At 55.0% G+C, this 25,452-nt stretch carries 20 protein-coding genes; 9 read left to right on the forward strand and 11 right to left on the reverse strand.

All coding sequences use genetic code 11. The features are described 5' to 3' along the window. Positions 1-177: 177 nt before the first annotated feature. Positions 178-1,221, reverse strand: coding sequence for a S66 family peptidase (locus tag HMPREF1207_RS19700; RefSeq protein ID WP_016423921.1), 1,044 nt, complete (start codon positions 1,219-1,221; stop codon positions 178-180). Between the two features lie 254 nt (positions 1,222-1,475). Here HMPREF1207_RS19700 and ppk1 point away from each other — a divergent pair, with 254 nt between their 5' ends. Then, positions 1,476-3,581 (forward strand): polyphosphate kinase 1, encoded by a 2,106-nt coding sequence (gene ppk1, locus HMPREF1207_RS19705; protein WP_009676704.1) that lies wholly within the window; start codon positions 1,476-1,478, stop codon positions 3,579-3,581. Here the strand turns inward: ppk1 and HMPREF1207_RS19710 are convergent. Then, the gene (locus HMPREF1207_RS19710) at positions 3,541-5,076 is read right to left on the reverse strand and encodes a Ppx/GppA family phosphatase (protein ID WP_016423922.1); all 1,536 of its coding nucleotides are present in this window, start codon (positions 5,074-5,076) and stop codon (positions 3,541-3,543) included. The genes ppk1 and HMPREF1207_RS19710 overlap by 41 nt on opposite strands. 275 nt (positions 5,077-5,351) lie before the next feature. On the opposite strand from HMPREF1207_RS19710, the gene citZ reads away from it, so the two are divergent. The 4 genes from citZ (at position 5,352) to HMPREF1207_RS19730 (ending at position 9,536) form a co-directional block, all read left to right on the forward strand. Beyond that, on the forward strand, positions 5,352-6,464 hold the full coding sequence (citZ, locus tag HMPREF1207_RS19715; protein WP_009676663.1) for a citrate synthase: 1,113 nt from the start codon (positions 5,352-5,354) through the stop codon (positions 6,462-6,464). A gap of 148 nt (positions 6,465-6,612) precedes the next feature. Beyond that, positions 6,613-7,911, forward strand: coding sequence for an NADP-dependent isocitrate dehydrogenase (gene icd / locus HMPREF1207_RS19720; RefSeq protein WP_009676666.1), 1,299 nt, complete (start codon positions 6,613-6,615; stop codon positions 7,909-7,911). 156 nt (positions 7,912-8,067) lie between these two features. Beyond that, the gene (gene mdh, locus HMPREF1207_RS19725; RefSeq protein WP_009676688.1) at positions 8,068-9,012 is read left to right on the forward strand and encodes a malate dehydrogenase; all 945 of its coding nucleotides are present in this window, start codon (positions 8,068-8,070) and stop codon (positions 9,010-9,012) included. Positions 9,013-9,122: 110 nt separating this feature from the next. Then, positions 9,123-9,536: a hypothetical protein gene (locus HMPREF1207_RS19730; protein ID WP_009676673.1), complete on the forward strand. Its 414-nt coding sequence runs from the start codon at positions 9,123-9,125 to the stop codon at positions 9,534-9,536. Positions 9,537-9,597: 61 nt separating this feature from the next. On the opposite strand, the gene yfbR is transcribed toward HMPREF1207_RS19730, so the two are convergent. After that, entirely contained in the window at positions 9,598-10,179 is a 582-nt protein-coding gene (yfbR, locus tag HMPREF1207_RS19735) for a 5'-deoxynucleotidase (RefSeq protein ID WP_009676682.1), read from the reverse strand. A gap of 1 nt (position 10,180) precedes the next feature. Beyond that, entirely contained in the window at positions 10,181-11,362 is a 1,182-nt protein-coding gene (locus tag HMPREF1207_RS19740; protein ID WP_009676691.1) for a polysaccharide deacetylase family protein, read from the reverse strand. A gap of 152 nt (positions 11,363-11,514) precedes the next feature. On the opposite strand from HMPREF1207_RS19740, the gene HMPREF1207_RS19745 reads away from it, so the two are divergent. The 3 genes from HMPREF1207_RS19745 to HMPREF1207_RS19755 all read left to right on the forward strand — a co-directional run bounded on the left by HMPREF1207_RS19745 (position 11,515) and on the right by HMPREF1207_RS19755 (position 16,064). Beyond that, on the forward strand, positions 11,515-13,098 hold the full coding sequence (locus HMPREF1207_RS19745) for a fumarate hydratase (RefSeq protein ID WP_009676664.1): 1,584 nt from the start codon (positions 11,515-11,517) through the stop codon (positions 13,096-13,098). Between the two features lie 319 nt (positions 13,099-13,417). Continuing rightward, positions 13,418-15,217 carry a two-component system histidine kinase PnpS gene (pnpS, locus tag HMPREF1207_RS19750; RefSeq protein ID WP_009676695.1) on the forward strand — a complete coding sequence of 600 codons (1,800 nt, stop codon included), beginning with the start codon at positions 13,418-13,420 and terminating at the stop codon, positions 15,215-15,217. A 127-nt stretch (positions 15,218-15,344) separates the two neighbouring features. After that, positions 15,345-16,064, forward strand: a complete 720-nt coding sequence (locus HMPREF1207_RS19755) for a response regulator transcription factor (RefSeq protein ID WP_009676698.1) — start codon at positions 15,345-15,347, stop codon at positions 16,062-16,064. A 491-nt stretch (positions 16,065-16,555) separates the two neighbouring features. On the opposite strand, the gene HMPREF1207_RS19760 is transcribed toward HMPREF1207_RS19755, so the two are convergent. Then, entirely contained in the window at positions 16,556-17,425 is an 870-nt protein-coding gene (locus HMPREF1207_RS19760) for an AraC family transcriptional regulator (RefSeq protein ID WP_009676693.1), read from the reverse strand. A gap of 206 nt (positions 17,426-17,631) precedes the next feature. On the opposite strand from HMPREF1207_RS19760, the gene HMPREF1207_RS19765 reads away from it, so the two are divergent. After that, the gene (locus tag HMPREF1207_RS19765; protein WP_009676699.1) at positions 17,632-18,723 is read left to right on the forward strand and encodes a Gfo/Idh/MocA family protein; all 1,092 of its coding nucleotides are present in this window, start codon (positions 17,632-17,634) and stop codon (positions 18,721-18,723) included. A gap of 450 nt (positions 18,724-19,173) precedes the next feature. Here HMPREF1207_RS19765 and cydS read toward each other — a convergent pair whose 3' ends face one another. The 6 genes from cydS to HMPREF1207_RS19790 all read right to left on the reverse strand — a co-directional run bounded on the left by cydS (position 19,174) and on the right by HMPREF1207_RS19790 (position 25,178). Further along, positions 19,174-19,308, reverse strand: a complete 135-nt coding sequence (cydS, locus tag HMPREF1207_RS30605; RefSeq protein WP_009676689.1) for a cytochrome bd oxidase small subunit CydS — start codon at positions 19,306-19,308, stop codon at positions 19,174-19,176. Between the two features lie 7 nt (positions 19,309-19,315). Further along, on the reverse strand, positions 19,316-20,341 hold the full coding sequence (locus HMPREF1207_RS19770) for a cytochrome d ubiquinol oxidase subunit II (protein WP_009676669.1): 1,026 nt from the start codon (positions 20,339-20,341) through the stop codon (positions 19,316-19,318). Then, on the reverse strand, positions 20,338-21,693 hold the full coding sequence (locus tag HMPREF1207_RS19775; RefSeq protein ID WP_009676672.1) for a cytochrome ubiquinol oxidase subunit I: 1,356 nt from the start codon (positions 21,691-21,693) through the stop codon (positions 20,338-20,340). Before HMPREF1207_RS19775 ends, HMPREF1207_RS19770 begins: the two co-directional genes overlap by 4 nt. A 392-nt stretch (positions 21,694-22,085) precedes the next feature. Then, positions 22,086-22,940, reverse strand: coding sequence for a hypothetical protein (locus HMPREF1207_RS19780; protein WP_009676681.1), 855 nt, complete (start codon positions 22,938-22,940; stop codon positions 22,086-22,088). A gap of 28 nt (positions 22,941-22,968) precedes the next feature. Further along, a complete protein-coding gene (locus tag HMPREF1207_RS19785) occupies positions 22,969-24,495 on the reverse strand; it encodes a sensor histidine kinase (protein WP_009676678.1) in 1,527 nt (508 codons plus the stop codon). Next, a complete protein-coding gene (locus tag HMPREF1207_RS19790) occupies positions 24,492-25,178 on the reverse strand; it encodes a response regulator transcription factor (protein WP_009676662.1) in 687 nt (228 codons plus the stop codon). Before HMPREF1207_RS19790 ends, HMPREF1207_RS19785 begins: the two co-directional genes overlap by 4 nt. Positions 25,179-25,452: the final 274 nt, after the last annotated feature.

Here is a 25,452-nt window from a genome sequence, read left to right on the forward strand (position 1 = left end):
CCTCTTTCTCGCTCGAAATGAGTTTACTACAGGACGGGATGAATCCCTAAATCACAAGGAGCAAGTATAGTGTTTCTCTGAACTTCCTTGATTATAGGACCGTGCCTGCCTTAAGTTCTGACTTAAGTTCTGAGAACCAATACCCGCAATAAGCCTCTGCTGAATCTGCCGGCCGCCTTAGACGAAGGACATCTTGACGTTTCCGGCTCCTCCCGACGCTTTAACTTTCGCAAAAGCTCCGTTCACGAGAGTCAGTTGGGGAGGGACGTGCCCGATGTCGAGGTCATAAAGTACAGGGATGCCGAGCCCGTCGAATACGTGATGAAGCGCATCCTGAAGAGCGAAATTTTTGACGGGGCCGTAGCCGGCGGGTCTTCCGATCAGGATGCCTTTTGCGTGCTCGAACCACCCGCACTGCTTCATCTGCCACAGGTGCCGGTAAATGTCGGCCGCGTTCATTTCACAGCTTTCCAAGTACCAAAGCACGCCTTCCTCGCGGCAGTAGCTCCGGACGAACGGCCGGACGGGAGCGTAGGGAGTGCCGGCAAGGATGGACAGCGTGTCCATGCAGCCTCCCAGCAGACGGCCTTCGAGACTTATCTCATAAGCGGGATCGTCTTCGCTGCCGAGTATTTTCCAGGAAGTCGGGGTATCCAGTTGGAAACCGGGTTTGGAAAAATCCCAGGCCGACTGGAATTTCTCCGACGAGGCTTGTTCCACCGTTTCCCCCTCAGCCGTGCTTAAAACCGCCTCCCATCGTGCGGATGTCCCGTCCAGTTGTCCGGAACTCATGTCGATATAGTTCGTCCCGTGCGCGGTGGCGTGTCCGGTCAGCAGCGTGTACGCAAACATAAACGTGCTGATATCGGAATAGCCGAGAACCCACTTGGGCTTCCGGTTCGCCTTCAATAAGTTCCAGTCCAGCAGCGGCAAAATGTCCATAAGGAACTCACCGCCCCACGGGGGGATTACGGCCGCAACCGTATCGTCCAGCAAAAAGCTTTGAAGCTCGCGGGCACGTTCTTCTTTCCCCGTGCTGACGCACTTGTCGTTGGTCCGGATAGTTTGACCCTCCAAAATACGGTATCCCGAATTTTCGAGCGCTTCCTTCGATGCCTTGAGAAGATGATGGAGAGGCTCCTCCACTCCGCTGGAGGGGGCTGTCACGGCGATGCGTCCGCCCTTTTTTAATGGCTGCGGATAAACTATGCGCTTTTTCATACGGATATCTCCTTTCTTGTCATTTATTTTGCCTGAAAAAAACCGTGAAGGCTCTGCTTCGTTCTTTTCGCCGTTACCGGAGTAAATCCTTGCCTGAACGCCGAAACATGCGAATTTAATACGGAGAAAACATTCCGCGAAACTTTTACATAAAATTAACAAAGCAAAAATACAGCGCAAACATGCCCCCCGAACAACCCTTGTACAATAGAGGTATAGAATAGAAATTGCAGATAAGTGGGAGCTGGGGTTTCGTGGAAAACAATCAAAAGCCGGAAGGCGTTAAAAGCAACGATTGCTATAAGTATGTAAACCGTGATTTGAGCTGGATCGAGTTTAACCGCCGCGTGCTGGAAGAAGCTCAGGACCCGACGGCTCCGCTGCTGGAAAGAGCAAAATTTCTGTCCATCGTATCCAGCAATCTGGATGAGTTTATGAGTGTAAGGGTAGCGGGAATTCTGGATCAGATGAAAGCGGGCTATCATAAAAAAGATTTTACCGGCTATACGCCGTCCGGTCTGCTCAAGCGCCTGCTGAAGAGAGCGAACCGCATGGTGGCGGACCAGTATAAAGCTTTTCGCGATTTGACGCGCCAACTGGCCCGCGAGGGAATTTTTTTCCCTTCCTACGATGAACTCAACAGCACTCAGCAGAAGGAAATGGACACCTATTTTCATGAAATCGTGTTTCCCGTACTGACGCCGATGGCCGTGGACCAGAGCCGTCCTTTTCCGCTGGTGCATACGCAGTCCAATTATTTGGCCGTCGTTCTGGAAAGCTGTGTGCCGACGGACCTCCGCACGTATTTTGCTATTGTGAGAGTTCCGCTTAATCTGGGTAGGCTTGTCCGGGTGCCCGTGCGCACCAACAGCAAGAAGCTGGAATTTATCCGGATGGAGGAGCTGATCAAGCATCATATCGAGTCTTTGTTCAGCGGGTATAAGCCCATCGCCGTCAACGGCTTCCGGCTCACACGCAATGCGGACCTGACTCTGAACGAGGAAGGCGCGGAGGATCTTCTGGAAGAGATCGAGAAGGAGCTCAAGCAGCGCAGATGGGGGGCGCCTGTCCGTCTCGAGGTGGAGAAAGGAATCCACCCTTATGCCCTGGAGCTATTGCGGGACGAGTTTGAAATCGGAGAAGGCTGTTTCGAAATCGACGGCCCGATCGATTTGACCTATCTGATCAAGCTCCCTCAGTTGGTCGGCGGGCGCGCGCATTTGTACTACCCCGCCCTGGAACAGGTTTACGCCGAAGAGTTTGAGCATACGGACGATTTTTTCGAGGTGATCCGGGAACGGGATGTGCTTCTTTATCATCCGTACGAGTGCTTCGATACGGTGGCGGATTTTATTTTGCAGGCTTCCGACGATCCCTTTGTGCTTGCCATCAAAATGACGCTGTATCGCGTCAGCGGCAATTCTCCGCTCATCGGGGCGCTGGCCAGAGCGGCCGAATCGGGCAAGCAGGTGACGGTCGTCGTCGAGCTTAAAGCCCGTTTTGACGAGGAGCGGAATATCGCCTGGGCCAGGAAGCTGGAAAAGTCGGGGTGCCACGTCGTGTATGGTCTGGTCGGACTCAAGACCCATGCCAAAATCACGCTGGTCGTCCGGCAGGAGCAGGAAAGCCTCCGGAGATACGTCCATGTCGGAACCGGCAATTACAACGACAACACGGCCAAGCTGTACACGGATGTGGGTTTGTTTACGAGCCACCAGGTGATGGGCGAAGACGCTTCGGCCTTGTTCAACGAAATGACCGGCTATTCGTCGCCTCATGACTGGCAGGCGTTTATCGTCGCCCCCGCGGACATGAAGACGCGGCTTATCGAGCTTATCGAAAGAGAAGGACGCCACGCGCTTGCGGGCAAGCCTGCCCGTATCGTGGCCAAGATGAACTCGCTCTCGAACCAGGAAGTGGTGGACGCGCTGTACGAGGCTTCGCAGGCGGGCGTGAAGATCGACCTCATCGTGAGAGGAGTCTGTGTCCTTCGTCCCGGCGTTGCGGATCTGAGCGAAAACATCACCGTGCGGAGTATCGTCGACCGTTTTCTGGAGCATTCGAGACTGTACTGGTTCGAGAACGGAGGCAGTCCCGACGTCTACTTGTCGAGCGCCGACTGGATGACCCGCAACTTGACGCGGCGGATTGAACTGATGTGCCCCGTCCGGGATGAGGAGCTGCAGCAGAGTGTGATCAATCTGCTTGAATTGTGTCTGCGGGATAATGTAAAAGCCCGTTTCCTGCAGCCCGGAGGGAATTATATCCGGGCGGCTGAAAACGGGCCTAAGGTGAGAAGCCAGTTCGATGCGATGACTATTAATCGGTGGAAAGTGCGGAAGCGTGAATATACGCGGTAAAGGACCAGTATTTTCCGGTCTCCTCCGCGGTTTCTTCGATCGTTCCGATTTCCGACGGGTCCTGCTCTTTGCAGAGCAGATGCAAGTGCAGCTCGCCCGGAACGGAACGCACGTCCAGTTCGGCGACGTTCCCGTTCTCGCCGTAATCCAAGGAGGTGGCCAGGCGGAGAAGAGAGCCGAGCTTGGCCGCGATGTCTTCATCGGACCTGTCCAGCACGCTTGCGTAAGGAAGCGCCTGCTGACGGGTCCGGTTTTTGTTTTTGAAGGTGGCGATCAGGGCGCAAAGCACGATCTCCCGGTGGGTCAGCCCGTCGATGCGGGATTCCGTGATGAGATGGAACGTATGGCGCCAGTGCTGGTAGCTGCTCACCGTGTAGCCTATCCGCTGCAGCAGCGCTGCGGCGTGAAGAAGTGAACGGTGGCGCGGCTGCAGCTCGGGCGCGCTATCCGCCAGCACATCGTACAAGGCTGCCGCATGGGCGGCTGCGCGGCGGAGATGATCGTGCGGCAGGGGCGTATGCAGCTTCAGCATGTTTTCCACGCTGAATTCCAGCACATCGGTGATGGGCAGCCGGTCCGGCATGGCCGTTTCGTAGAACAGGCCGTCGCGGAGCCCCGCACTGCTCACGATAATCCGTGAAGCGGCCGTCTGCCGGTAAACGGAGTGAAGGAGGACGACTCCGGCAACAATAATATCGGCGCGTCCCTTGGACAGGCCGTCGAGCTTTTTGCGCTTCTCCACGGGAAGGGACGGGAGAAGGTCCATGTAGTTCTGGAGGTCGTTTTCCTCCAGCTCGTAGTTGTGCATCACCGGGAGCGGGTAATCCACACGCTTCTGGTTAAGCTTCGCCAGCGCCCGCCCGGCTCCGCCCAAGCTGATCAGGGGCAGCTCCGCATGCTCCCGGATCCAGGGGTGAAGGTCGATCGTATCCCGGACGAGCGCCTTGAGCGCCTCGATCCGTTCCGGCCGGACGATTCCGCCCGGAGTGTACTCGCGGGCAGCCGTCACGGCGCCGAACGGGAAGGAAACGCTGTTCACCCGTTTGCGGTCCAGGAAGAGGGTGATCTCGGTGCTTCCGCCGCCGATATCCACGATGAACCCGTCCCGGACGTCGAGCGTGCTGACCACGCCTTGAAACCCGAGGCGGGCTTCTTCTTCGCCGGAGAGGATGTCGATGACGATGCCTGAACGCTCCGCAAGCTCCCGCGCGATATCTTCGGCGTTCGCGGCATTGCGGATAGCGGCCGTAGCGGCGGCCTTCACCGAATCGACGGAATAGGCGCCGCATATCCGTTTGAAACGGCGCAGCAGCGGCACGACGGACAGGATGCCGTCGTGAGTCATCGCTCCGTCTTCGCCGATGCGCTCGGACAGCCGGGCCGTCTCTTTCGTTTCATGCAGAATCCGGTAGGCGCCCGGAGGCGTCACTTCGTAAATGACCAGACGGACCGAGTTCGATCCGATGTCGATAATGGCGTAGCGGCTGCTGTTCATATGCGTTCGGGCTCCTATTTACGAGAAAATTTGTGAATAATATGGTATGATGAATGAATGGCCGATTTTGTTGGCTGCTCTGGTTCCTATTGTACCAATACCGAGTATAGACCACAAACCGGGCGAATGTGCACGAATGATGCAAGAAAGTTTATTTATTGTACTGATAATGAAGTTTTATGGGCTTTTGTTTCACATAATGGTCAAAATCCTTTATTATTAGTAAGAAAGCTACCGCAGTTTTTGTCAATCCAGTGAAATAAGGAGAGGTTTCCATGACAGCTACCAAAGGCTTGGAAGGTATTGTTGCGACAACATCGTCGATCAGCTCCATCGTGGACGGTGTGTTAACTTATCGCGGATTAGATATCGATGATTTGGCTGAGAATGCCTCCTTTGAAGAAGTCATTTACCTGCTCTGGTTCGGTAAATTGCCCAACCAGGCCGAGTTGGACCAGCTCCGCAGCGATTTAAATGCGAGTTCTTCCATTCCGGATCAGGTTCTTGAACAAATTAAATTGTATCCTTCCGATACAAACGCGATGGCAGCGCTCCGTACGGCTGTATCCGCTCTTGCTTTGTATGATAAAGAAGCTAACGAGATGAGCCGCGAATCCAACGTTCGCAAGGCCATCAAGCTTCAAGCTCAAATTCCGACGATTATCGCGGCTTTCGCTCGCATCCGTGGAGGCAAAGAGCCTCTTGCTTCCAAAGGATACCCGTCCCTGGCTGCAAACTTCCTCTACATGCTTACTGGAGAAGAGCCGGATGAAACCGCTATCACCGCTTTGGATAAGGCGCTTGTGCTTCATGCCGACCATGAGCTCAACGCTTCCACGTTCGCGGCACGCGTAACCGTGGCGACGCTGACGGACATCTACTCCGGCATCACTTCCGCAATCGGCACCCTCAAAGGGCCTCTGCACGGCGGCGCGAACGAAGCCGTAATGGCGATGCTCGAGGAGATCGGCGAAGTGGAAAACGTCGTTCCTTACATCAACAAGAAGCTGGAAAACAAAGAGAAGATCATGGGCTTCGGACACCGCGTTTACAAGAACGGCGATCCGCGCGCGAAGCATCTGCAGGAGATGTCCCAGCAGCTCACGGAATCGACGGGTCTTGGCAAGTGGTACCAAATGTCCATTCAAATCGACGAGCTTATTACGAGCCTCAAAGGTTTGAAGCCGAACGTTGACTTCTACTCCGCTTCCGTTTATACGTCCTTGAAAATCCCTCGTGATCTGTTCACGCCGATTTTCGCCATCAGCCGCGCATCCGGCTGGACTGCTCACATCTTGGAGCAATACGACAACAACCGTCTGATCCGTCCTCGCGCCGAATACACAGGCCCTACGAATCAGAAGTACATTCCGATCGAAGAACGTTAATTAAGCAGGGCCGGCAACGAAGACGGGCGGCAGCGGAAGAAATGGCTGAGCCATCCCCCGCCCGGACAATCCGGCTTTCTCTTTGCGTGCGCCCGCGTTAAACCGGGTGCGCAACCATGATCTTATAATCGATTAGGAGGATATTAACATGCCGAAATTTGAAAATTATGCACTGCCTACCGAAGGACAAGCGATTACGATTGAAAACGGTAAGCTGAACGTTCCGAACAACCCGATCATCCCGTTCATCGAAGGTGACGGCACAGGTCCCGATATCTGGGCAGCTTCCCAACGCGTTCTTGACGCTGCTGTCGAGAAAGCCTACAAAGGCGAGAAGAAAATCGCATGGTACGAAGTATTTGCCGGCGAAAAAGCGTTCAACACCTACAACAGCTGGCTGCCGAACGATACGCTCGAAGCTATCCGCGAGTACATCGTAGCCATCAAAGGACCTCTGACTACACCGGTAGGCGGCGGTATCCGTTCCCTGAACGTAGCGCTTCGCCAAGAACTCGATCTGTACACTTGCCTGCGTCCTGTTCGCTACTTCAACGGTGTGCCTTCCCCGGTAAAACACCCTGAGCTGGTTGACATGGTTATTTTCCGTGAGAACACGGAAGACATCTATGCGGGTATCGAGTATCAAGAAGGTTCCGCAGAAGTGAAAAAAGTGATCGAGTTCCTTCAAAACGAAATGGGCGCGAACAAAATCCGTTTCCCTGAAACTTCCGGTATCGGCATCAAGCCGGTTTCCAAAGAAGGTTCCGAGCGTCTGATCCGCGCGGCTATCGAATATGCAATCAAACACGGCCGCAAGAGCGTTACCCTCGTTCACAAAGGCAACATCATGAAATTCACCGAAGGTGCTTTCAAAAACTGGGGTTACGCGCTTGCCGAGAAAGAGTTCGGCGATAAAGTATTCACATGGACAGAATACGACAGAATCAAAGAAGAGAAAGGTACCGACGCTGCTAACCAGGCTCAAAAAGAAGCCGAAGAAGCCGGCAAAATCGTCGTGAAAGACGCGATTGCCGACATCGCCCTCCAGCAGGTTCTGACTCGTCCGACCGATTTTGAAGTTATCGCAACGCTGAACCTGAACGGCGACTACCTGTCCGACGCTCTGGCGGCACAAGTTGGCGGTATCGGTATCGCACCTGGAGCGAACATTAACTACATGACAGGCCACGCTATTTTCGAAGCCACTCACGGTACGGCTCCGAAGTATGCCGGACTTGACGTTGTTAACCCGGGTTCCGTTATTCTGTCCGGCGTTATGATGCTTGAGCACCTGGGCTGGCAGGAAGCGGCCAACCTGATCTATAAAGGCATCGAGTCCGCAATCGACGCTAAAACCGTTACTTATGACTTCGCACGTCTGATGGACGGCGCGACTAAAATCAAGTGCTCCGAGTTCGGCGACGAAATCATCAAGCACATGGGTTAATTGGTAGTTGAATAAAAGGACCAGCCGGGCTTGCCCGGCTATTCCTTCTTGTTCCGGCTCCGCTAGCGGAACGGCAGGTAAGGCTGTTTTTACATGTTCCTAAAAACCATGCCCGCTTGTCCAAAGCGTGCAACAATGATCAGGAGGTAACTAAAAATGGCTATCCGTCGCAACAAAATTACGGTTGTAGGTGCAGGTTTCACAGGAGCGACAACGGCTCTTATGCTGGCTCAAAAAGAACTCGGTGACGTTGTCCTCGTTGATATTCCGCAGCTGGAAAACCCGACAAAAGGTAAAGCGCTGGATATGATGGAAGCTAGCCCGGTCCAAGGGTTTGACAGCAACATCGTAGGCACTTCTTCTTATGAAGATGCTGCCGGTTCCGATATCGTGATCATTACGGCAGGCATCGCCCGCAAACCGGGAATGAGCCGTGACGACCTCGTGAATACCAATGCGGGAATCGTAAGATCCGTTTGCGAAAACGTGAAAACACACTGCCCGGATTCCATCGTTATTATCTTGAGCAACCCGGTTGACGCCATGACTTACGTGGCTTACGAAGCACTCGGCTTCGAGAAAAACCGCGTAATCGGCCAATCCGGCGTTCTGGATACAGCCCGTTACTGCACGTTTATCGCGCAAGAACTGAACGTATCCGTAGAAGACGTTCGCGGCTTCGTGCTTGGCGGCCACGGCGACGATATGGTTCCGCTCGTTCGTTACTCCAACGTAGGCGGTATTCCGATCGAGAAACTGATTCCGTCCGAACGCATCGAGGCGATCGTACAGCGTACACGTACGGGCGGCGGCGAAATCGTGAACCTGCTCGGCAACGGCAGCGCATATTACGCTCCGGCAGCTTCCCTGGTTCAAATGGCTGAAGCTATCCTGAAAGACAAAAAACGCATTATTCCGGCTATCGCTCTCCTCCAAGGCGAGTACGGCTACGAGAACTTGTTCATGGGCGTACCGACCCTGCTGGGCGCGGGCGGCATTGAGAAAGTATTCGAGCTGGAACTCACAGGAGAAGAGAAAACGGCGCTGGACAAATCCGCGGATTCCGTTCGCAACGTAATTAAAGTCGTAACAGGCGCTTAATTTAAGCCCGGTTAGCGCATATAACCCGAACATTCAAGAAAAGAGCCGATCCGGCTCTTTTCTTCTGCCCGGGTTCAAACGGGTGGAATTCCGGAAGGATGGGTCGTATTGTGCTTTTTCTGCAAACTCTATTGTTTTTGCACGTGACAGGAGCTATTACGCTAGGCTTCTATCTGCTGCTTCCGCTTCTGCTGCATTCCAGCCTGAAGCAGACGGAGGACGCCAGGCTGGGGCAGCTCCGACTGATCCGTCACTTGAACCGGATCGGTCAGTATATTCTGCTTGCGCAGCTTGCGACAGGCGGTTACCTGCTCAGCCTGGGTACCTACTCTACAGCCTGGATGACAGCAGTCATAACGCTGTTTATCGGGGTCGGCGCTGCCGGAGGCATGCTTGGTGTGGCCCTCCGCCGCGTCATCAACGGGCGGGCCGAAGCGATGCGCCAGGCTTTCTGGTACAGCGCGGCCGCGGAGCTGGCTTTTGTGCTGCTTCTGGTGCTGAAGAAGTTCCCGCAGATTTTGTGAGAGACCTGCCGGGGATGAGGCGAGAGCGAGGCCCAAGCAAAAAAACGAGCGGTCCGGTTAACTAATCGGACAGCTCGTCTAGGGTTTTCTCCAGGCTCGGAGCGAGACGCGTCAGGAAGTACTCGACTTCCGGCATGTTCAGCTCCGTGATGGACTGCTCGATCTGCTTCTTGGCGGTGCCGAACTCCCGGTTGCCCGCCGACAGCTCGGCGGTGCATTTGAGGTAGGCATCCAGCAGATCGGCGGCTTTGACAATCCGCGCAAGCTCGGGGTCCGACGGGCCGAGTATAAGCGGCTCGTAAGCATGCCGGAGCTCGTCCGGAATCATCTGGACGAGCTTATCGGCCGCCAGCTGCTCCAGCTCGCGGAAATTCCGCAGAATGTGCGGGTTGTGATGCTTCACCGGCGTAGGAATATCGCCGGTGATGACTTCCGTCGCATCATGGAACAACGCCATGGATACGACGCGGTCGGTCGGCCAGCTTCGGCCGAACACTTCGTTGCCGATGGTGCAGAGCACGTGGGTGAGAAGAGAGACGTGGAAGGAATGTTCCGCCACGTTCTCCCGCACCGTGCTCCGCATCAGGCTCCATCTTTCTATGTAGCGCATCCGGTACAAGTAGGCGAAAAAATGATGGTCCATCTTACGGCGTTCCTCCCTGATGACTCTTACTGTCTTGGGACGTCAGGATTCGGGGTTCCTGCCGCCAATAGATCTGGCCGGTGGAGCGGTTGTAGGTCACTTCGCGCCCGAGCAGCCGCTGGAGATCGGACAGGCTGATGACCAGCTCGCCGTGCTCGCGGCGCACGGGTTCGGACAGCTCAACGACGGAGGCGGCGGTTTTGAACCGGCGGCTGCCCACCGAACCCGAAAAGACGCGGTCGTCCGAGCGGATCGTCACCGACTGCCCGTCGTCGGTAACGGTACCTCCCAGACGGTCGACGGCATCGGACAGAAGGACGGAGCCGGACGTCTGGGGCTGGGCGACAGCCCGCCGTTTGAGTGTGGTGTGCAGCCGTTCCGGCGTGATCCATGGGCTTCCCGCATTGATGCGCGGAATGTGCATCCGGTCGGCATCGCGTGTCGCCATCTGCGGAATGATCGTAAAGCCGTAGCGGAAGCCGGCTTTGCTGTACATCTCCGCGCCTTCATCGGCGATGATGCCGTAAGGATAGGCAACCGTATCGACGGGGAGCTCCTGCAGCGGAGACAGGTTAGATGCGCAGGCGGCGGCATCGTTATAAATCCGGCTGCGGTACTGCTCGTCCGTTTCCTGAACGCCGTTTACCGTTTCGCGGCCGACGAGGGCGGCTTCCCCGCTGTCCAGCTTCCGGTGGGAAGCGTTGGTGTGGCACTGATTTTCGATAAAATTCGTCTCGTGCGACATCCGGGTCAGTTCTTCCTTGGACATGGACGGAATCATGGTCGCTTTGGGATCGGCCAGCGTTTCGGTAATGATGAAGTTGACGGCGGGAATTTTCAGTTCCTTCAGTACGGGATAGGCGTGCGAATACACGCTCTCATAACCATCGTCGAAAGTGACGAGAACGGCATTATCCGGGACGCTCGCACCCGCCAGATACTGTTTGAATTCCTGCAGTGTAATAAAATGATAGCCTTTGGCGAGCAAATAATTCATCTGATCGCGGAACAGCTTGCTTGTAATGGTGCTGCTGCTTGTGTCCTGATCATGGATGTGGTGGTACATCAGTACGGCTACCTGATCCCTGTACCACAGTTTGTACCGGTCGGCACCGGTAGGTATCAGCAGCGCGCTAAGCCCGAAGACGGCAAGCAGCAGCGCGCTCAGAAGTCTTTTGTACATGAATGGCCATGCTCCTTGTATCATATTTCCGTGGTAACAAGCGGCGTGAACGGTGTGTTATAATTAAAGCATAGTAAGAATAGCGGTGACTACCACAGAAATCACGGTCTTACGGTTGTTCTGATGCGACAAGAGGAGAGGAGACTAACACCATGCAGCATTTTCTACAAAGTGTATATGATTTGATTGTGGAAACGTCCACTAACCTTCCGGCCGACGTCCGCCGGGCGATCCGCAATGCCCAGTCCCTGGAGGATAAGGGTACTCGTGCGGCGCTTTCGTTAAGCACCATTGCGCAAAACATCGAAATGGCGGAAACGAACGTATCGCCGATTTGCCAGGATACGGGAATGCCTACGTTTATTATACACTGTCCGGTCGGAGCTGACCAAATCACGATGAAGCGTCAAATCCGTGAAGCTGTCGCTCAAGCGACCAAAGACAGCAAATTACGGACGAATTCGGTCGATTCCCTGACAGGCGCCAACACGGGCGACAACTTGGGTCCCGGCACCCCGGTCATTCATTTCGAGCAGTGGGAACGCGACGATATCGAAGTCAAGCTCATTCTGAAAGGCGGCGGCTGCGAAAACAAAAACATCCAGTACAGCCTTCCGGCGGAAATTCCCGGCCTGGGCAAAGCGGGACGAGATCTGGACGGAATCCGCAAATGCGTCATGCATTCCGTATATCAGGCGCAGGGTCAAGGATGCAGCGCGGGTGTGATCGGAGTCGGCATCGGGGGCGACCGCACGACCGGCTACGAGCTGGCCAAGCATCAGCTGTTCCGTTCCCTGGACGATGTGAATCCGAACGAAGATCTCCGCAAGCTGGAAGATTACGTGATGGAGAACGCCAATAAACTCGGCATCGGCACGATGGGCTTCGGCGGCCAAGTTACGCTGCTCGGCTGTAAGGCCGGTGTGATGAACCGTCTCCCTGCAAGTTTCTTCGTTTCGATCGCGTATAACTGCTGGGCCTACCGCCGCCAAGGGGTTGTCCTAAACGCCCAAACCGGCGAAATCCAGGATTGGGTGTACGAGCGCGGTTCCGACCAGCCGATGAACGAGGCGGCTCAACCGGTAGCTGCAGCGGAAGCTTCGCAGCCGGAGGCCGTAGCTGCCGCTCCTGATGCCGACGAATCTGACGAGCGTCGTGAGATCGTTCTGCAGACGCCGATCAGCGAAGAGCAGATCCGTCAGCTGAAAGTGGGCGACGTGGTCATCATCAACGGAATGATGCATACCGGGCGCGACGCGCTTCATAAATATTTGATGGATCACGACTCGCCGGTCGATCTGAACGGTGCGGCCATTTATCACTGCGGGCCGGTTATGAGCCAAGATCAAGCGGGCAACTGGAAAGTGAGAGCGGCAGGCCCTACCACAAGTATCCGTGAGGAGCCTTACCAAGGAGATATTATTAAAAAGTTCGGCATCCGCGCCGTCATCGGCAAGGGCGGTATGGGCCCCAAAACGCTGGCTGCCTTGAAGGAACATGGCGGTGTTTATCTGAATGCGATTGGCGGAGCCGCGCAATACTATGCGAGATGCTTCAAAAAAGTAGAAGGCGTGGACTTTATGGAATTCGGGATTCCGGAAGCCATGTGGCATCTGCAGACCGAGGGTTTTGCGGCCATCGTAACGATGGATTCTCACGGAAACAGTCTCCATGCGGATGTAGAGAAAAATTCGCTGCAAAAGCTGGAGCAGTTCAAGGAGCCTGTTTTCGCCTAAGTTTATCCGTTGGACGGGCAAGCGATGCCGGTTAGTTCCCGAAAGCGAACGAATCGGGTGAACGGTACGCGAGGATTGCTCAGATTTGTTCGTGAGTTTATGCTATTCATAAACGGACTTATTTCGCGGGTGGAAGCCTTCTGCCCGCGGGGCCGGAGGCGGGGAGCCTCCGGTTTTTTTGCATGCTTATACTGCCGGTCCTCCGGGATTCCTTTACATAATCTTTACTTTTTTTACGTGCGGGGGAAGCGTACACTAAGGATTGATCTCCTGAAGAAAACCGTTAGGATGACCTCATGTTTGGAGTGAAGGTAAACTTATGCTCAAATTTAGAGCCCGCTTGACGCTCATTCTTATGCTGATGATCGGAGTTTCCATGCTGATCGCCGGTATTTTCATGGCAAAGCTGCTGGAAGATTCACATATTAAGGAACTGGAATCCAATCTGGTGCGCGAACTTCGCGTGATCGAGATGACCGGCGACTGGAACAAGGCCGGGGATTTGGCTTTCCTTGTGCCGTATTATACTTCCCAGACAAAGCGGCTGAAGGAATTTACGGATGCCCGAGTGACGTATATCCGGGAAGACGGCAAGGTGCTGGGAGATTCGGATGAAAATCCCGAAGAGCTGGACAACCACGCGGGCCGCAGCGAAATTCAACAGGCAAACCGGGAAGGCGTCGGGTACGCGATCCGGTACAGCGACACGCTTAAACGCAACATGCTGTATGCAGCTATCCCGGTACAGACAGCGGGCGAAGAGAAAACGGGATATCTGCGTCTGGCCATAAGCCTCGAGCAGGTGGAGAATACGATTCGCCATTTATGGCTGTTCCTTCTTATCGGTCTAGGTATCCTGTTCCTAATTGCAGGTGCGACCAGCTACCGGATTGCCAAAGGGCTGACCCGGCCGATCGAGAACATAACGAATGTGGCGAAGCAGATTACCAACCGCAACTATAAAGCGCGTGTGGAAACGAAAAGCTTAGACGAAGTGGGCCAGTTGGGTCAGGCTATCAACCGGATGGCGGACAGTCTGCATATGCAGATGAACCGGATTCTGGAGAACGAAGGCCGCCTCAAAGGCGTGCTGGAGAATATGGGAAGCGGTATTCTGATGGTAGACCGCGACCAGAGAATCGTGCTCGTCAACCGTTCGGCCGAAGATATTCTCGGTTTTTCTTCCAATGAATTGTACGGAAAAAAGTACGACGAAGCGAAGCAGCAGTTCGAGCTGACGCGGCTCATTCAGGAATGCATCGAAACGAACGAGCATATCCGCGAGGAAATCATTTTCTATTATCCGTCGGAACGGATTCTGGAAATCAACTTGAGCCCCATCTCGCAAGCGGATGGAGAATGGTCGGGCGCGCTCGTCGTTCTGCATGATATTACGGCGATGCGCCGGCTGGAACGGATGCGCAGCGAATTTGTCGCGAACGTTTCCCATGAGCTGAAAACGCCGATTGCCGCGGTGAAGGGCTTTTCCGAAACGCTGCTGGCCGGAGCGCTGGATGACAAGGAAACGGCGAGATCGTTTCTGCAAATTATTTTCGATGAAAGCGAGCGGCTCAACCGGCTGGTCGGGGATATTCTGGAGCTGTCGAAAATCGAATCGAAGCGCATTCCTCTGCAGTTGTCGCCGACTCATCTCCAAAGCATTATTCAAAAATCGCTTCACATGATGGAAGCGGAGGCGGACAAGAAGAAGATCGCGCTCAGCATGAATGTGGATGAAGCGCTGTTCCTGGAAGCGGATGAAGACCGTCTGAGGCAGATTCTGATCAATCTGATGGCGAACGGAATCAACTACACGCCGGAAGGCGGCCGGGTCTCGGTCGCGGCCGAACTAGCGGGATCGGGAACCGAAGGAGAGGACGAGCGGATCCGGATATCCATTAAAGATACGGGAATCGGAATTCCTAAAAAAGATCTTCCGCGGATTTTCGAACGATTTTACCGGGTGGACAAAGCGCGCTCCCGGAGTTCAGGCGGAACGGGCCTCGGTCTGTCGATTGTGAAGCATCTGGTTGAGATGCATCACGGAACGATCCGGGTCGAGAGCGAGGTCGGCTACGGCACGGAATTTATTATCGAGCTTCCGGTGATTCATCCGTAACGACGGAAGAGTTTCTTTTTTCGGACAAGTTTACGCGGCGTTAATATTTTATTTACATTCGATTTACATTCCACTGCTATGATAAACTTAAGATAGTAGTATAAGACGTTCAAGCGTGGGGGACACGATGTCACAAAAAATTTTGGTTATCGAGGACGAGCCTACGTTAGCGAGGCTGCTCTCTTATAATTTGACTCAGGAAGGTTACGAAACGAAGGTCGTGGATCACGGGGGAGACGGTCTGCAGGCGGCTATGCAGCAGCCGTACGACCTGATCATTCTGGACATTATGCTTCCGGGGTTGAATGGGTTTGAGGTGCTGTCCAAACTGCGGCAGAAGGGCAATGCGACGCCGGTGGTGATTCTGACGGCCCGTAATGCCGAGGAAGAAGTCGTGCAGGGACTGAAGCACGGAGCGGACGACTATATTACGAAGCCGTTCGGCGTCGCCGAGCTTCTGGCGCGCGTGGCGGCGGTTCTGCGCCGCACGCAGGCGGACGAGCCCGGCGGCGAAGGCAAGAAATCGACCGACAAGGTGATCGCGGTCGGCGATCTGCAAATCTTCCCCGAGAAGTACGAAGTCTATCTCGGAGAAGAATCCATCCCGCTGCGCCCGAAGGAGTTCGAGGTGCTGCTTTATCTCGTGCAGCGCCCCGGAGTCGTGATTACGCGGGATGACCTGATGAACATCGTCTGGGGCTTCGATTATATCGGAGGCCAGCGGACGGTGGATGTTCATGTAAGCTCGCTTCGCAAGAAGCTGGAGATGAACCAGCAGTCGGTTCAGATCGAATCCATCCGCGGCGTGGGGTACAAGCTCGTTGCCCACCAGGGCCGCAAGGTGTAGACGGGACCGGTGCGGCTAAGCGCCGCCGGTCTTGAGATCGCGCCGCGCGAGCGATGCGATGGCGCGGCCGATACGGAAAGCCCCGGGCTATTGCCGGGGCTGTTCCGCGCGGCGGCGCAGTAAGAAGAAAAGGCAGGCCCTATGCGGGCCTGCCTTTCTTCGGTTTGTCTGCGGCGCGCTGGGCTGTCCGCAAATGCCGCGGTTCTGCCGGTCCGTGGAGACGGCTGCGTGAAAGCGGCGGGTCCGGCCGAGTGTCGCAGCCGCAGAGCGTGGCATGAGGTAGCCCCGCTGCCGGTCGCGGAGACGCGCGTGGGGCCTGCCGGTAAGTGCAGGGGCGCAGGCTTGACCTGTGCGGCTCCGTTAGGGGCGTCCGGCAAGCTCCCAAACGCCTGGGTTAGTACCCAGCCGCATCAAGCGAGCTCTCATTCTGCGTTGCTTCAGCATGACGGTGAGCAACCACGGCTTGCCCGCCTGAAAGCCCATATCCGTCCTTACCGGTTCCACTCCAGCATTTTTTTGCGGAACTCATGGGGGGAGCAGTGGTTGATCTTTTTGAAGGTTTTATAAAAGTGAGCCATGTTCGGCATGCCGATCTGTTCGCCGACCTGGGCGACGCTTATATCCTGAGTCAGCAGGATTTTCTCGGCTTTTTTGATTTTTTTGAAGTTCACGTAATCGAGGAAAGAAATGCCGAGTACTTTTTTGAAATATTTCACAAAATAGTAGTAGGAAATGTTGGCCGCCTTGCTGGCTTCATCCACGTAAACCTTGCCGTCGATATTCCGGTCAATGTACTCGAAAACCGGCTTCAGCCGGATCAGATCGGCGCTGTTGCCGTAATCGAGCAGGCGCTTCTCATCGCTGCGGAGCAGAGAGAGCACGATCTGTTTCACGAGGATGGAGATGGCGATTTCATAGCCGACTTTTTTGCCGGCGTACTCGGTATAAATGTTGCGGATGCACGCAAATACCTCGTCGCGGATAGCGGGATTTTCCCGGAAAATATAATTCAGCTTGCTTAGTGCGGACTGGGTCTCCGAAAAATAACGCAAATAAGCGATCCCGCTTTCGTCAAAGTAATGCTCCAGGTCGAACTGGAACACATAGTAGACGAGTGTGGTATCTGCCGACGAACGGTCCCGGTGGAGCTCGGAGGAACCGATGAGGACAACGTCTCCGGCTTTCAGGCTCACTCTTTCATTTTCAAGGTAAACGTCGAGTTCTCCTTCGACAATGGCGAGCATTTCGACTTCTTTGTGGTAATGCCACGGACTCATCCGCTCGTCGTCACGACGGGCTTGAAAGACCCGCATGGACAAAAAAGGGTTTTCATAATTAATCTGTTCGTTATAGATTTCCACCAGCTCTGCCCCCGAATGACAAAATCGCATATAAGTATCGCCATATCTGTGATTTTATTTTGGCGAGGTATCTTCTATACTTTATTGTAGTACGATCGAGCAGGCAGGGGAAGCCGCTAAATTTTAGAACGCGCGTACATTTTGCCGCCATCCTGTCTGATTGTTAGTTACATACCCATGTTTACCCATTTGAAGGAGGAACTGCAATGTCACAAAAGTACCGGATCGGAATTATCGGATGCGGAGGGATTGCAAACGGCAAACACCTGCCGAGTCTGGCGAAACTGCCTAACGTTGAATTGGTCGCATTCTGCGATATTGTCATCGAACGGGCGGAAAAAGCCAAGGAACAATACGGTTCCGGCGATGCTTGCGTTTACCAAGATTACCGTGAACTGCTGAAAGATTCCTCCCTTGATATAGTTCATGTCTGCACACCGAACGATTCTCACGCGGACATTACCATCGATGCACTGGAAGCCGGCAAACACGTCATGTGTGAAAAGCCGATGGCTAAAACGTCCGTGGACGCCCGCCGCATGGTGGACGCCGCCAAACGGACCGGCAAGAAACTGACGATCGGATATAACAACCGTTTCCGCTCCGATTCCCAGTATTTGAAAAAGCTTTGCGAAGACGGCGAGCTTGGGGAAGTTTACTTCGCCAAAGCACACGCTATCCGCCGCCGGGCCGTTCCGACTTGGGGCGTATTCCTGGATGAAGAAAAGCAGGGCGGAGGCCCGCTGATCGATATCGGGACTCACGCGCTCGACCTCACGTTGTGGATGATGGACAACTACAAACCGAAGGTTGTGCTTGGAACCTCGTACCACAAGCTGTCTCACCGGGCGAACGCGGCGAATGCTTGGGGCCCTTGGGACCCGGCGAAGTTCACGGTTGAAGATTCCGCTTTCGGTATGATCACGATGGAAAACGGCGCGACTATCATGCTTGAATCGAGCTGGGCGCTGAACACCCTTGAAGTCGACGAAGCGAAATGTACGCTGAGCGGAACCGAGGGCGGAGCCGACATGAAGGACGGCCTGCGCATTAACGGCGAGAAAAACAGCCGCCTGTACACACAGAATATCGAGCTTTCCAGCGGCGGCGTAGCCTTCTACGAGGGTGCTTCCGAGAACGCGCCCGATCTGGAGATGCGCATGTGGATCGACGCGATCGAAAACGACAAAGATCCGGTAGTCACGCCGGAACAAGCACTTGTCGTATCGGAAATTCTCGAAGCCATCTACGAATCGGCGAAAACCGGCAAAGCGGTTTACCTGAACGAAGAGAAGTAAGAGCGGCCGCAGTCTGCTTAAAACAAAAAAGTCCGCCTCGTTTTACGGGGCGGCTTTTTCTTAAAGTGTCCAACAAAAATAAGCTCGTTTCCATTAGCGGAGAACGGGCTTTTTTGCCGTTTGGAAGGAAGAGGCATACACGTCAAACAGGAGAGAGTGGACAGAAGAAACGGGGTTCACATTCATGGGGGCCGCACGAGGGCTACTTATTCTTCCTTCTCGTCGGCTGTATCGTCTTCAAACGGTTCGCGATCTTCTTCGTAGTACATCTAGTCGGCACCTCCTTCCGGTAATCTATTCTTACATACTAGTTTATGATCGTTTTCTGCAAATTATCACCATGTAAGCGGCAGGTAAAATAAAAAAGGCGATTCTCTTACGGGAATCGCCTTTCTTTTCGCGAGTGATAAGAAGGGTATGGCTGATCGGCACGGTTAGAGCAGAGAAGGTTCAGCGCATACGCTGCGGACGATCGCCTTCCGGCTCGTCCGTAACATCTTTGGCGCGGGGCGTCCACAGAAACAAGAAGAGCAGCGAGACCGCAACGACAATCGGAGGAGCATACATGATCATAAAATGTTCCACGGCGTCTTCATCCTTTCTTATCCCGGTTTCCTTGAACATAGCTGGCATCAAACAGGAACAGTCTCATCAGCAGAACAAGCGAAGGAATGAGAATCAGCAGGCCGGCGATAAAAGCGATGATAAGCGCCGTGCCCATGGCGGGATTGGTGAAGTTTTCATGAATCGTGATGTACGGATACAGAATGTAAGGCAGATGGGAGGCCCCGTACCCGAAAAAAGCAAAGGCGAACTGAAGCAGGACGAAGGTGAAGCCGAGGCCCAAATGTCTTTTTTTCCAGACGGCATAGACGGCAATCAGGAAGCAGAGGAACGAGATAACGAACATCCAGGCGAGATCGAGCATTTTTGTGAAATGTTCGGGGTTATGCCGGGAGATCGCGAAAAAGACGAGTACGCTGGCCAGAATGGTCGGAACGCTCCAGAAAAGCGCATACCCGCGTACGATTTCAAAAGCGGCCTTGTCCTTCGCTTTATGCGCATAGTAGGCCAGGAACATGGCGGAGATGTACAGCACGCTGACGATAGCGATCAGCACGACCGACCAGGTATAGACGCTGCCCAGGAGAGCGCTCCAGTCCAGCGTGATTTGGCCGGCGGTTTCCACGATCAGGCCGCCTTCCGAAATGGCCAGCACGGTCGATAAAGCGGCGGGGATCAGCAGCCCGGTAGCTCCGTAGATCAGCATGTACCACTGGTTGTCTTTGGACCCGTACGTGCTGAACGCGTAGTAGGAACCCCGCAGAGCGAGAAGAATGAGCGCCAGGGACCCCGGGACAAGCAGTGCCGTGCCGTAATAGCGGGCGGTTTCCGGAAAAAATCCGACCAGGCCGATGTAGAAGAAGACAAGAAACACATTGGTGACTTCCCAGACGGGAGAAAGATAGCGTTCGATGATGCGGTGCGTGATATTTTTGCTGCCCGTAACGACGGAATAGTAGCTGAAAAAACCGGCTCCGAAGTCAATGGAAGCCACGATCAGGTAGCCGAACAGAAACACCCACAGAACGGTAATGCCGAGCAGCTCCAGATTCATTCCAGCGGCCCCCTTTTCTCGAAAACGCCGAATGCGATCAATTCATCCGCGACGTCGTTGTTTTTGAACAGCTTGGACAGCACTTTTATCGCGGTCAGCCCCAGGACGAGATACAGCAGACAGAACAAGAGCAGCATCTTGTCCACATGGGCCGACGTCGTGGCCGCTTCGGCCACTTTCATGTAGCCGCGGAGAATCCACGGCTGCCGGCCTACCTCGGCATAGAACCAGCCGAGCCAGATGCCGAGCATGGAGAGCGGTCCGCAGGCGACGATCACCCGGAGCAGCCAGCGCGGAGCCGGCTTCGAGGCGCGTTTGCTGCGGCTGAGCCACAGGTAGAGAGCCGCGATCACGATGGTGAACATCCCGATGGTGACCATGCCGTCGAAGAAGTAGTGCACATAGAGCGGAGGCTCCAGCTCATCGGGAATCTGATCCAGCCCTTTGACTTCAAAGCCGGGATTGCTGCCGGCGAGGATGCTCAGGGCGTACGGGATTTTCAGCCCGTATTTGATTTCTTTGTCCTCTGTCAAAATTCCGCCGAACACCAGCGGAGCTTTGGTCTGCGTCTCGAAATGCCATTCGGCCGCAGCCAGCTTCTCGGGCTGATAAGCCGCCAGAAACTTGCCCGAGAGGTCGCCGATCGCAGCCGTTGCCAGCGCGAACACAAGGCCTGCGGATAGCGTAAGCTTGAGCGCCTTCTTGGCGTAAAGCCGGTCTCCTTTGCGGCGCAGCAGCGAGAAGGCCGCTATGGCCGCGAGAATGAACGCGCAAGTCATGTAAGCCGATGCGAGGACGTGGGAAACTTTCGTGGGCGTCGCCGGGTTGAACATGGCCGCAATCGGGTCCACGTTCGTGATTTTGCCGTTTTCAAGCGTAAAGCCTTGCGGCGTGTTCATAAATGCGTTCACGGTCGTAATGAAAAAGGCCGAGGCGGAAGATCCGATGGCGACCGGGATGAGCAGCATCAGATGCCGCTTCGGTTTGAACCGGTCCCAGGTATACAAATAAATGCCGAGGAAAATCGCTTCGACGAAGAACGCGAACGTCTCCATAAACAGCGGCAGCGCGATGGCCTGCCCGGCGATTTCCATAAAGCTCGGCCACAGCAGACTCAGCTGTAGACCGATGGCCGTTCCGGTCACGACGCCGATGGCGACGGTGATGACGAAGCCGCGCGCCCAGCGGCGGGCCAGCAGTGTGTAGTACCGGTCGTTCTTGCGGATGCCCGTCCATTCGGCCAGAGCGATCATCACCGGAACGCCGACACCGATCGTGGCGAAAATAATGTGGAACGCGAGCGTGACTTCGGTGAGTATGCGGCTGTACAATACAGGATCATAATGAAACACGGTGCATCAACTCCCCCTGGAATGTTCTTGTTTCGGATGCATGCGGGTGCATGCAAGCTTATGCAGGCTCATACAGGCTCATGCAAACAACCTGCGCAGAAAGGAAAGCAGCATAACGGCGGCCACGACGAACATGAGAATCATCAGCCGTTTCTCCTGACGTTTAAACGGTTTCATGCTTTCACCGCCCCGGTACATAATGTAATCACGACCCTAGATTACTTAAACCAAATGATTCTATTTTTATCTTACACACTTGGATGTGATTATTTTCACAATATCTGTGAGTAAACGGTGAAGAATGGTTGACAAAATATTGACGGGTGACCAAAAGAAGAAGCACCGTCCGGAAGCACGGGAAACGTGCGTCTGGAAGGTGCTTCTTTTTACAGCTATTCCTGCACTTTCTGGATTTTAGCGGGATTGTTGATTTTGTAAGGCACGGGATAGCGCGTCAGCTTCTTGGCCACGATCTTGGCTTCGAACGTGATCGTATCGCCGACTTCGAGCTCCAGCTTTTTCAGCGTCGCGCTGTGGCTGGACCAGGCGGTGCCGATATCCGTTTCCGGCTCCACAATGGTGACATTTTCGTAAATGATGACCTCATCGTCGTTATCGGAAAAGTGATTGGGAACCGTCGTGAAATCCTGTACCTTAGCGGTCATCTTCACTTTTTCTTCCGGAAGCTGAAGCTTGGGCGCTTTTTCTTTCTTGGCCTTCGCCTTAGGCGCATCGACGGCTTCGGATTCGGCGTCGGGCTTGTCCCGATCGGCGGAAACCGCGGCTTGCCCAGGCTCTGCCTCCGTCTGTGACGTCAGCGCCGGCTCTGCGGCAGCCTGCTTCTGCGGGATGGCGGCTGCCGTAGTCTCAGCGGCCGAATCCGCCGGAACTTCACCTGCAGGCTCCGCATTCCCGGCCGCATCGTTTCCTTCCGAAGCATCGGCTTCAGTGGCGTTTTCGCTGGAGGACCACTGCCTCTGCCCGTAGTTCGCCGCTTGCATTTCCTTCAAATAGGAGGGATGGATGCAGTGCTGCTGCTTGTTGTCAAATTCGATGACAGCCGTCATTCTGTCGGTGTACCCGACGATGGTGCAGGGAACGTTCAAGCCGTTTCCCTTATAGAAAAAGGCTTTGGTTTTGGTTGCCTTACCGGACAGCAAGCCCCATTCCTTGCATTGTTCAATCTGCTCCGCCTCGTCTTCGAAGGCGTGGTAGATACCGGGCTGAATCGTAAACGCGTATACCATCGCTTCTCCGCCTTTCTGTTTATCCCGTTTATTTTAACATTTTTCCGCCGTTAATTTCACCGATTTCAGGGAAGGTGAGCACGAAAGTCGAACCGGCGCCTTCCCGGCTCCGGACCGAGATCGTACCGCCGTGGGCTTCGACGATCGACTTCGTGATCGACAGCCCGAGTCCGGCTCCGCCGTGCTTGCGGGTTCTGGAGGAATCGCTGCGGTAAAAGCGCTCGAACACATGAGCCGCGTGTTCTTCGGGGATGCCCGGACCGTTGTCCTTGACCTTCAGCGCGATTCCGTCCCTGTCCGCGGATAAAATGACCGTGATGACGCCGGTTTCCGGGTCCGTATGCTGGACCGCGTTATGAAACAGATTCAGGATCACTTGTTTCATTTTGTCCGGGTCGAAGGTTCCGCTTATGCCCGCGGTCAGGTCGATATGAACCGTGCGGGTACCCGCCAGCATCCGGAGATGAGGCTCCATCTCCAGAAGAAGCCGATCCAGCCGCGTGTCCGAGAGCTGGAGCTGGGGAGCGCGGTCGAGCTTGGCCAGCGTGAGCAGGTCCTCGACCAGCTTCTTGATGCGGGTCGATTCGCCGTGCATGCTCGTCAAAGCGGCATAGAGCTGCTTCGGATTGTCCGCCGCCCCGCGGAGCAGCACTTCGAGAAAGCCGTGGATCGAAGTCAGCGGCGTGCGCAGCTCGTGGGAGGCGTCGGCGATGAAGCGCCGCATCTGTTCTTTCGCATCGCGTTCCGCGATGAAAGAAGTCTCCAGGCGCTGGAGCATGCCGTTGAACGATTTCGCGAGGGAGTCGATCTCCAGTTGGCCCTGCGTCTCGGGAAATCGTTCGTTCAGGTTGCCGGCGTCGGTCTGTTCGACGGCCTCGACCATTTTGTTCAGCGGCTGGAGCGTACGTCGGAGCACGGGAATATTCAGCGCGAGGCCGCCCGCCAGGGCAAGCACGATGAGTGCCCCGTAAATCCAGAGCTGCTGGAGCACGACGGCCTGTAGCTGGGCCGTGCCCGTCCCCATCTGGATAATACCGCCGAAGCTGCCCGACCGTTCCGCCGGCCGGAAGACGACGAGCTGCTCGGTTCCCACGGCATCCTGCACGATTTTGTAGGAAACGGGCCGCCGGGGAGCCATCTCTTCTCGGACGGCGGTGTATTCCTCGGCCGGGAGCTGCGGGGAGATCATCCCGCTTTCTTTCGTCAAATCCGTGAAGGTTCCGTCGGGAGCGATATAGGCAAGCGACGTGTCCGGAAGGAACAGCACCGGACCGCGCGGGCGCTCCGATCCCGGCTGGACCTCTTCGTTTTTGCCGCGCCTTTCCGGAAGCAGGGAGGAGTGGTCCAGCAGGTCGCGGGGAAGTCCGTTCAGCTGAATGGACATCGTCTCGGCCCGGTTGCGGTACAGGAAATTTTTCATCCATATAGATTGAAGAGCGCCGACCAGGACAAGAAGCGCGGCCAAAATATAGAGCGACCGCGACAACAGCTGGAACTGAAGGGAGCGGGGGGCCAACAGGCGCGCGGCGCGGGTCAGAGGCCGGCCTTGTTTCATGACCAGTCGAGCCGGTATCCGGCTCCCCGGAGCGTACGGATCAACCGGTGCTCCTTGTCTCCCAGCTTGTCCCTCAGAGAGCGGATATACACTTCCACGATGTTTTCTTCCCCGCCGAAGTCATACCCCCACACCTTGTCCAAAATCTTCGTCTTGCTGAGCACGATGCCGTGGTTAACGACGAGAAACTTCAAAAGCTCGTATTCCGTTGGCGAAAGCTCCAGCGATCTCTCTCCGAAAATAATTTCCTTCCTCGGATCGTCGATCCGGAAAGGGCCGATGGCGATTTCCCGGAAAACGCCGGGAAACTGGTTGCGCAGCCTGGCCTCGATCCGGGCCAGAAGCTCCTCGAAGCTGAACGGCTTCACGAGGTAATCGTCCGCGCCTATGGTCAGTCCCTTGACGCGGTCCTCGACCTCGTCCTTGGCGGTCAGCATGATGACGGCGATATTGCTGCCGTTCTTCTTCAGCAGACGGCACACTTCGAAGCCGTCCATGCCGGGCATCATGACGTCGAGCACCACGACATGCGGCTGAAATTCCCGGACCAGATTAATGGCGCTCATGCCGTCCGGGGCCGTTTTAATTTCAAAGCCTTCATTAACAAGGCCGAATTCGAGAAATTGCAAAATGTGCGGCTCGTCATCGACAAGCAGGATACGGATGTCTTTACCATTTTTCATGCGGGATCACCTCTCGGGTCTTCTTTCTATTAGCTATACACGGATTATCCGTCACGAAACTGAATGGAGTCTGAACGCAGCCTGAGCTTCCGCTTAATCATGGGGGCGCCCGCCGGACTTTCAGCAAACATTCAGCCAGCCTTCAAGAAGGGTTCAGGCACACATTGCACAATACAAGCATGTCAGGTGACTAGCCGGCTGCGCTGCAAGAGGCTTCTGGCAGATCATTTGGCTGGCGCAGGCCGGCAATGGGCATGGCGCTTTTATTTCTTTC

The sequence above is a fragment of the Paenibacillus sp. HGH0039 genome, from assembly GCF_000411255.1.
Lineage (GTDB): Bacteria > Bacillota > Bacilli > Paenibacillales > NBRC-103111 > Paenibacillus_F.

What these genes read in the sequence shown, in the direction of transcription:
- yfbR (WP_009676682.1), bottom strand. Translation starts at nt 10,179, where the DNA reads ATGGACCATCATTTTTTCGCCTACTTGTACCGGATGCGCTACATAGAA.
- HMPREF1207_RS19700 (WP_016423921.1), bottom strand. Translation starts at nt 1,221, where the DNA reads ATGAAAAAGCGCATAGTTTATCCGCAGCCATTAAAAAAGGGCGGACGC.
- icd (WP_009676666.1), top strand. Translation starts at nt 6,613, where the DNA reads ATGCCGAAATTTGAAAATTATGCACTGCCTACCGAAGGACAAGCGATT.
- HMPREF1207_RS19785 (WP_009676678.1), bottom strand. Translation starts at nt 24,495, where the DNA reads ATGAAACAAGGCCGGCCTCTGACCCGCGCCGCGCGCCTGTTGGCCCCC.
- HMPREF1207_RS19755 (WP_009676698.1), top strand. Translation starts at nt 15,345, where the DNA reads ATGTCACAAAAAATTTTGGTTATCGAGGACGAGCCTACGTTAGCGAGG.
- citZ (WP_009676663.1), top strand. Translation starts at nt 5,352, where the DNA reads ATGACAGCTACCAAAGGCTTGGAAGGTATTGTTGCGACAACATCGTCG.
- HMPREF1207_RS19710 (WP_016423922.1), bottom strand. Translation starts at nt 5,076, where the DNA reads ATGAACAGCAGCCGCTACGCCATTATCGACATCGGATCGAACTCGGTC.
- HMPREF1207_RS19765 (WP_009676699.1), top strand. Translation starts at nt 17,632, where the DNA reads ATGTCACAAAAGTACCGGATCGGAATTATCGGATGCGGAGGGATTGCA.
- HMPREF1207_RS19780 (WP_009676681.1), bottom strand. Translation starts at nt 22,940, where the DNA reads ATGGTATACGCGTTTACGATTCAGCCCGGTATCTACCACGCCTTCGAA.
- HMPREF1207_RS19790 (WP_009676662.1), bottom strand. Translation starts at nt 25,178, where the DNA reads ATGAAAAATGGTAAAGACATCCGTATCCTGCTTGTCGATGACGAGCCG.
- mdh (WP_009676688.1), top strand. Translation starts at nt 8,068, where the DNA reads ATGGCTATCCGTCGCAACAAAATTACGGTTGTAGGTGCAGGTTTCACA.
- HMPREF1207_RS19745 (WP_009676664.1), top strand. Translation starts at nt 11,515, where the DNA reads ATGCAGCATTTTCTACAAAGTGTATATGATTTGATTGTGGAAACGTCC.
- HMPREF1207_RS19770 (WP_009676669.1), bottom strand. Translation starts at nt 20,341, where the DNA reads ATGAATCTGGAGCTGCTCGGCATTACCGTTCTGTGGGTGTTTCTGTTC.
- HMPREF1207_RS19740 (WP_009676691.1), bottom strand. Translation starts at nt 11,362, where the DNA reads ATGTACAAAAGACTTCTGAGCGCGCTGCTGCTTGCCGTCTTCGGGCTT.
- pnpS (WP_009676695.1), top strand. Translation starts at nt 13,418, where the DNA reads ATGCTCAAATTTAGAGCCCGCTTGACGCTCATTCTTATGCTGATGATC.